Origin of the sequence: uncultured Jannaschia sp., from assembly GCF_947494055.1 — a bacterium.
Lineage (GTDB): Bacteria > Pseudomonadota > Alphaproteobacteria > Rhodobacterales > Rhodobacteraceae > Jannaschia.
This window is the reverse complement of the sequence record NZ_CANLTR010000085.1, coordinates 1-6,119: the sequence shown is the minus strand read 5'-3', so window position 1 is coordinate 6,119 and position 6,119 is coordinate 1. Positions and strand designations below refer to the sequence as shown.

At 64.3% G+C, this 6,119-nt stretch carries 7 protein-coding genes; 1 reads left to right on the top strand and 6 read right to left on the bottom strand.

The window, feature by feature from the left end:
- Positions 1 to 161: 161 nt before the first annotated feature.
- The 6 genes from Q1A87_RS22680 to Q1A87_RS22655 form a co-directional block, all read right to left on the bottom strand.
- Positions 162 to 683 (bottom strand): tyrosine-type recombinase/integrase, encoded by a 522-nt coding sequence (locus Q1A87_RS22680; protein ID WP_299656888.1) that lies wholly within the window; start codon positions 681 to 683, stop codon positions 162 to 164.
- A 252-nt stretch (positions 684 to 935) separates the two neighbouring features.
- Positions 936 to 1,493, bottom strand: a complete 558-nt coding sequence (locus Q1A87_RS22675; protein ID WP_299656885.1) for a hypothetical protein — start codon at positions 1,491 to 1,493, stop codon at positions 936 to 938.
- 15 nt (positions 1,494 to 1,508) lie between these two features.
- Entirely contained in the window at positions 1,509 to 1,934 is a 426-nt protein-coding gene (locus Q1A87_RS22670) for an alpha/beta fold hydrolase (RefSeq protein WP_299656882.1), read from the bottom strand.
- 113 nt (positions 1,935 to 2,047) lie between these two features.
- Positions 2,048 to 3,091 (bottom strand): D-cysteine desulfhydrase family protein, encoded by a 1,044-nt coding sequence (locus Q1A87_RS22665; protein ID WP_299656879.1) that lies wholly within the window; start codon positions 3,089 to 3,091, stop codon positions 2,048 to 2,050.
- Between the two features lie 117 nt (positions 3,092 to 3,208).
- Positions 3,209 to 3,700, bottom strand: a complete 492-nt coding sequence (locus tag Q1A87_RS22660; RefSeq protein WP_299656876.1) for a cupin domain-containing protein — start codon at positions 3,698 to 3,700, stop codon at positions 3,209 to 3,211.
- A gap of 57 nt (positions 3,701 to 3,757) precedes the next feature.
- Entirely contained in the window at positions 3,758 to 4,120 is a 363-nt protein-coding gene (locus Q1A87_RS22655) for a nuclear transport factor 2 family protein (protein ID WP_299656891.1), read from the bottom strand.
- 387 nt (positions 4,121 to 4,507) lie between these two features.
- Here Q1A87_RS22655 and Q1A87_RS22650 point away from each other — a divergent pair, with 387 nt between their 5' ends.
- Complete coding sequence (locus tag Q1A87_RS22650; RefSeq protein ID WP_299656873.1) at positions 4,508 to 5,458, top strand: LysR family transcriptional regulator; 951 nt, start codon at positions 4,508 to 4,510, stop codon at positions 5,456 to 5,458.
- The last annotated feature ends 661 nt before the right edge of the window (positions 5,459 to 6,119 follow it).

Genomic DNA, 6,119 nt, shown 5'->3' with positions numbered 1-6,119 from the left:
GCGCGCCATCGCCCAGGACGTTGGTGAATGGATCGGAGCGCAATCGCCTGTCGGCAGTGGATGGATCGGGCCGCTCCGCGATGGTATCGTCCGACATGTGGCATATCCCTTTCTCGGCTGAGAATTGACGGCGCCTGAACACCGCCACGATATGCCGCCCCTCAGGGCATCACCAACTTTCGCGCGTTTCTCAGGCGCAAGTCGCGGCCCTTGTTCGCCAGCGCAAAGCCGCAGGAATGACGCAGCATGTAAGGGCGGACGCGGCCGAGACTGGCACGGGTACTGGCAGCCCCAATAATACAGTTGACCGCCTGTCGTATAAGCAGCTCCTTACGCTCAGAGACGAACAACGAGGGAAGCGCATCCTCTCGCTGCGCCGGCCAGCGCCTGATCGCCCGCAATTTATCGCCGGCGACCGGCTGCTCGCCACTGAGGCCATCTTCCAGCCGAGCGATCCAACTCCGCGAGTGAGCGAGGCCGACGTCCTGCCGATGCAGCGCGACGGCCTCGGAGATGCGAATCCCGTGGCGGAAAATCATCAGGGTCAGAAGGTGGTCGCGGATCCCGTGGCGGCTCTTCTTGGCTGCGACGAGGAGCCGACCGACATCCGGCTGACCGAGGTAGTCTAGGGCCCGGCCATGGGCATGTGCTGCCCTGTCGTCGCCACTTCGCCACTCGGGCATGGATCCGTCATTTCTCACAAGTCTCTGCCTCGCCTAGCTTGGTTCGATGCAGCACTTCGTATTATGTATGTTCTGTAGAGAGCTTGGGCCATCGGACAGCAACGCCGGAACCTTTACGGCGCCCCTCACCCGTGGGTCATTAGAAACCCGAGGATGAAACACGCGATACAATGAAGGACCAAACCGCCACCAATTAGGTCAGACGGTTCTGTCTGGCGCCCTTATAGCTGGGATCTCGTGCAGAATTACGGCCTAAGTCCGTTCATGATCGATCCGGGCGAGGAACTTCCCGACGAGTTCGCTGTAAGCGACCGGCCGCTCCACCATGGCTAGGTGGCGCGCCTTGGGTAGCACGGCGAGTTGCGACCCGCGTATTCCCCGGTGCAAATGCTCGTGGCAATCCAGCGTGACCTCGTCCCATTCGCTGGTCAGGACTAGGGTCGGCACGGTGATCCGGGCGAGCGCGGATCGCGCGTCCCAGGTCTTGAGCGTCCCCGTGACGCTAAACTCGCTCGGACCGTTCATCACCGCATAGGTGCGCGACGAGGCCACGTTCTCGAAGGTTTTTGTCAGATAGGCGGGCGGACTGTCGACATGGACGACATAGCGGTCGTAGAACGCCTCGGCGATCACCTGGTATTCGGGACCGTCCGTTTCGCCAGCGGCTTCGAGTTCACGGCTGCGCGCCGCCATTCCGTCCGGCAGCGTCGCGAGCAGCCGCTGCGTACCGGCCACGAACTCGGCGACGCTGGCAGAGGTCGAGGCGAGGATGAGCCTGTCCACGCTGTTCGCGCCCGCGCCGCTGCGCATGTATTCCTGCGCCAGTTAGCCGCCCCACGAATGGCCGTAGAGGCCCACTCGCTCGAGGTTGAGCGCTCGGCGGAGTGCATCGATCTCCGCGACGAAGCGTTCCATCCGCCACAGCGAGGGATCATCGGGCTTGTCCGACCTGCCACAGCCAAGCTGATCATAGAAGATGATCGGCCGGTCGACGGCCAGCGAGGCGAGCGGCTCGAGGTAATCATGGCCGGCGCCCGGACCGCCGTGCAGCAGGAGAAGTGGTGTGCGCGACCCCGATCCGGAGATGCGCCACCAGACCCGGCCGCCTGACACATCGGCGAACCCCTCGCGATCGCTCCGGAGTGGGGGTGAGGCCACGGCTGCCCGCGGCAGCGCAGTCGCCAATAGGGCACCGCCGCCGAGCGCAAGGACGTTGCGCCGGTGCCAATTCGTCTCGGAATGTTCGGTCATGACTGACTCCGGTTTGCTTTAGCCTCCGGTGTCTGATCCGACACCGGATGCATTCGGTTTTCCGACGTGACTCACGGCATCGGATGCGTGTCCGAGTGTGGAGCCGGTCGGGATCACGCCGCCGGCTCTTCCGGCCGGAAGGTCGGCTCGTAGGCGAACAGGCCCGGCAGGCCGCCGGTCATCACGAACAGCACCGGCCCGTCCCCTGCCCAGGCGGCGCTGCGCATCGCATCCAGGAGGCCGGCGAAGGCCTTGCCACCGTAGACCGGGTCGAAAAGCAATCCTTCCGTCCGGGCGACCAGCCGCACAGTGTCGAGCATCGCGGCGGTCGGAATGCCGTAACCCGCACCAAGCTGCCCGCCTGACACCGCGATCTCCCCGTCGGTGAAGGGTCGGTCCGGATCGATCAGGTCCAGCGCCTGACCGGCAAGCTGAATGGTGGTCTCGCGCGCCCGGTCGACGGAAGCCAGAACCGAGAAAGACGTTACGCGCGAAGCATCGTGGCCGAGCGCTTTCAGCCCGGCAGCGAGGCCGGCATGCGTTCCCGAACTGCCGTTCGGCACGACGATGCGCCCGAAGCGCAATCCAAGTTCCTGTTCCTGACGGACGATCTCGCAGGCGCAGGCGGCGTAGCCGAGACAACCGATCGGCGACGACCCGCCCGCGCCGACGATGTAGGGGCGGCGTCCTCCCGCAATCAGCTCCGCGGCGCGTCGCCGCGCGACCGTCAGTGCATCGACGTCGCCGGGTTGCCGATGAACCGTCGCGCCGAAAAGTTGGTCGAGCAGAACGTTGCCGTTGTGCCGATACGCCTCGTCCTCGCGCGGCACGGTGTCCGTCAGCACGAGTTCGCATGCGAGCCCGGCATGCGCGGCTGCGGCGGCGCTCAGGCGGGCGTGGTTCGACTGGCGTGCACCGGTGGTTATGAACGTATCGCAGCCCTGCTCGAGCGCGTCGCCGACGAGGAACTCCAGCTTCCTGAGCTTGCTGCCGCCCCCGCCGAGGCCCATCAGATCGTCGCGCTTGACGTAGATGCCGGAACTCTCCGCCAGGCCGAGAGCCCGTTCGAGACGAGCGAGGCGCTGGATCGGTGTCGGCCCGTCAAGGAGCCGGTATCGAGGCCGCTTCTCCAGTGAAATCATCGCGCGTTGTGGCATTGCCAATGCTCCTGTTCGGCCAACGGTCAACGTCGCTCGCCCGCTCGCGAAACTCCCGGTCCCCCCATGAAACTGCCGGGACCGGCGTTCGGGAGGTCTCGAACGCCGGTTCACGGATCAGCCCCTGTCGAGCGGGACGAACAGGCAATCGTTCTCGGCGCCGATCGCGGCGACCCGCGGCATCATGTCTTCGGGCGACATGTCGGCGAACGGGTGCGCGCGGTCGGAGGCTGCGACGGCATCGAAGAACCGTTGGTGCTCCGCCACGCTGATGCTGAGCATCCGGGCCTCGTCATGCCCGTGATTGACGAAGCCGTGCTGAGACCCCGAACGCGCCACGACGACGTCGCCGGTCTCGCAAGGGGTCGCCCCGTCCGGACCTTCGAAGGTCACGGCGCCCGACAGGACGTAGAAAGTCTCGGTATAGCTATGGATGTGCAGCGGCACCCCGTCGCCGGGCGCGAGAACCTGCTCGAAGAAGCAGAAGCGCGAATCCGTCAGGTCGCTCTTCACCTTCCATGTCAGCTTCGCGCCGGCAACGTCGAAATCCTCGCCTCCGCCCCGCGGGATACGGATGATCTGCGCGGGGGGTTTCATGTCGTCGGGCATTTCGGGTTCCTTGTCTGTTCTGATGTTGGTTGCGGGATTTCACGGCACGCGGACTCTTCAGGCGCCGAGTTGATCGAGCCAGATCGACCTCATGTTGTAGCAGTGGAACGACCGGACCTTGTCGTCCCTGACGTGGAACACGTCGCAGCACGGCACGTCGAATTTCTTGCCCGTGGCGGACAATACGCCTGCGGGAGTATGGAAGTCGCCTTCGTGGGTGCCTTGCAATCTGAGTTCGACCACGACCACCTCTTCGGAGGTGGAATAGACATGCAGAAGCTCGCGATGCATGTCGGGAAAGGTCGATGCCAAGCCCTCGACTGGCTGGCGAAGCTCAGCGCCGGTCCACTTCTGCCCCGAGGCCATATCGAGGAAATAGCCGTCATCTGCAAAAAGAGAGATGAACTTGTCCGGGTTCAGGCTTTTGGCCTCGGCAGAAGCGTAGACGTCTCTGATGATTTCTTAATTGGTCGTCATTCTCTATCTCCTGGTGTTGCGTTGAATAAGGTTTCGGGATCGGCATCATCTTCGGTAACAATCGAAGGCTGTATCGGACGACGACCCGATAAGGCGTGTTAGCGGCGCCATTCGGCGCATCGCTCAGGGCGGCGTGCCCGGGAGCTCAAGCCACGCGGAGTCGACGAAGCCCGGGGCTCCGAGGCTCGAGATATGGCCGGCGGTGGATGCGAGATGGCCGTCCATTCAAAGAATCCCTCGCCGTGTGTAAGGTCATGAAGGGCAACTAGCGTCGGGCTATCCGCGTGATAAGATCGATCATCGCTCATCGGTGGATGCAGAATCGCGCTCATGAAGACCACGGACCCGATGATGGGCATCTTCGCGTTTCTTGCCGTGGCGGACCGGTCGAGCTTCACGGCAGCTGCAGGCGATCTGGGGATGGGCAGGGCTGCGGTCGGTGCGCAGATCCGCGCCCTGGAGGCACGCCTCGGCGTCCGGCTGCTGCAACGCTCCACCCGTTCCGTGACGCTGACGGACGCCGGCGCAGCCTATCGAGAGGCACTCGGGGGCGTTCACGCCAGGGTGCTCGACGCCGAGCAGGTGGCGATGTCTTTCCAGACCAAACCTGTCGGACGGTTGAGGATCTCGGCGCCCCCGGTCCTGGGCCCCGCCCACATCGCGCCGGTGATCGAACGCTACCTGGCGGAGAACCCGGGCGTTTCGATCGAGATGGAACTCTCCACGGAGAGAGTCGATCTGGTCGGGCGCGGTTTCGATCTCGCGATCCGCGGTGCCCTCGCCGTGGAGCCGACGCTTGTCACGCGCCAGATCGGCTCCACCCGCTTCATTGCCTGCGCGTCACCGGCCTACTTGGCCGATCACGGGACGCCGATGACCCCGGACGAGTTGAGCACCCATGCCTGCCTGCACTTCTCGGGACTGCGTTGGGGCCGTGCGTGGCGGTTTCGCCGAGGCGATGAGAGCGTCGGCATCCCGATCCTGCCCCGGTTCGAGTGCAACGACGGGCAGACGCTCATGGCGGCGGCCATGCGCGGCGCCGGCATCGTTTTCGAGCCGTCCGTCGTGGTTGGCGCCGCGATACGAAAGGGCGCATTAGTGCCGATACTCACGGACTGGCAATTACCGGACATTCCGCTGCACGCTGCCTATCCGACGAACCGAAACATCGCCCGCAAGGTCCGCCGCTTCGTAGACATGCTGGCCCAGAGTTTCGGCAACGATCCGGACCTTGCCGAAATGGGGAATTCGGGTATGCCTCTACCGGACAATCGAGACTGAATCACGGTGCTGATCCCGCGGAGGCCCGGCCCGTTGGCCGTTCCGGTCACGCGCCGGGTTGCCTGTCGGATTTCGTATCGAGGCGATCGGCGGTGCGCAGTCTTCGTGTGGCCCGCGCCTAGCGTTGCGCGAGCGCGGTTGATCCATCTCGACCAGTATACCAGCGAAGTGCTGCTTGATCACGGCGTCTCGGACGTCGGCTTGCTGTACCGGATGACGGAATAGGGCACCTCGATCCACATTGGCTAGAATTCAGTCTGGCGAACCAGATCGTATGGCTGCTGGCCTGCATTGCGATCGTGGTGATGCCGGTCTCGGCCATCGTCATATGGGGCAGGCGCCGTCCCATGGGCTCGTTCGGCGCGCCGGCAATGCCCATTGACTGGCGCCTCCCTCAGGCGGTTCTGCCTATGGCGATTGCGGTGGCCTGTTCCTCCTGCTGGTCGGCCTATCGCTGCTCGTCGTGGACGAGATCGAGGTCGCAATACACGTCATGGGGGGGCGGCGAACGGCGCAACGTCGCTCGCTGAGGCGGTGGGAAGGAAGGCAACGGCGGCGGGCAATCGCTGCCTTCCTCTCTCACAAAAGCGTTTCGGCATTAACCCGAGGCGTATCCGGCAGCAGTGAAGTCGTTCCAGCACTCCTGCGGGTCGTAGAGGTC

What these genes read in the sequence shown, in the direction of transcription:
- Q1A87_RS22675 (WP_299656885.1), bottom strand. Translation starts at nt 1,493, where the DNA reads ATGCGCAGCGGCGCGGGCGCGAACAGCGTGGACAGGCTCATCCTCGCC.
- Q1A87_RS22665 (WP_299656879.1), bottom strand. Translation starts at nt 3,091, where the DNA reads ATGCCACAACGCGCGATGATTTCACTGGAGAAGCGGCCTCGATACCGG.
- Q1A87_RS22660 (WP_299656876.1), bottom strand. Translation starts at nt 3,700, where the DNA reads ATGCCCGACGACATGAAACCCCCCGCGCAGATCATCCGTATCCCGCGG.
- Q1A87_RS22680 (WP_299656888.1), bottom strand. Translation starts at nt 683, where the DNA reads ATGCCCGAGTGGCGAAGTGGCGACGACAGGGCAGCACATGCCCATGGC.
- Q1A87_RS22670 (WP_299656882.1), bottom strand. Translation starts at nt 1,934, where the DNA reads ATGACCGAACATTCCGAGACGAATTGGCACCGGCGCAACGTCCTTGCG.
- Q1A87_RS22650 (WP_299656873.1), top strand. Translation starts at nt 4,508, where the DNA reads ATGAAGACCACGGACCCGATGATGGGCATCTTCGCGTTTCTTGCCGTG.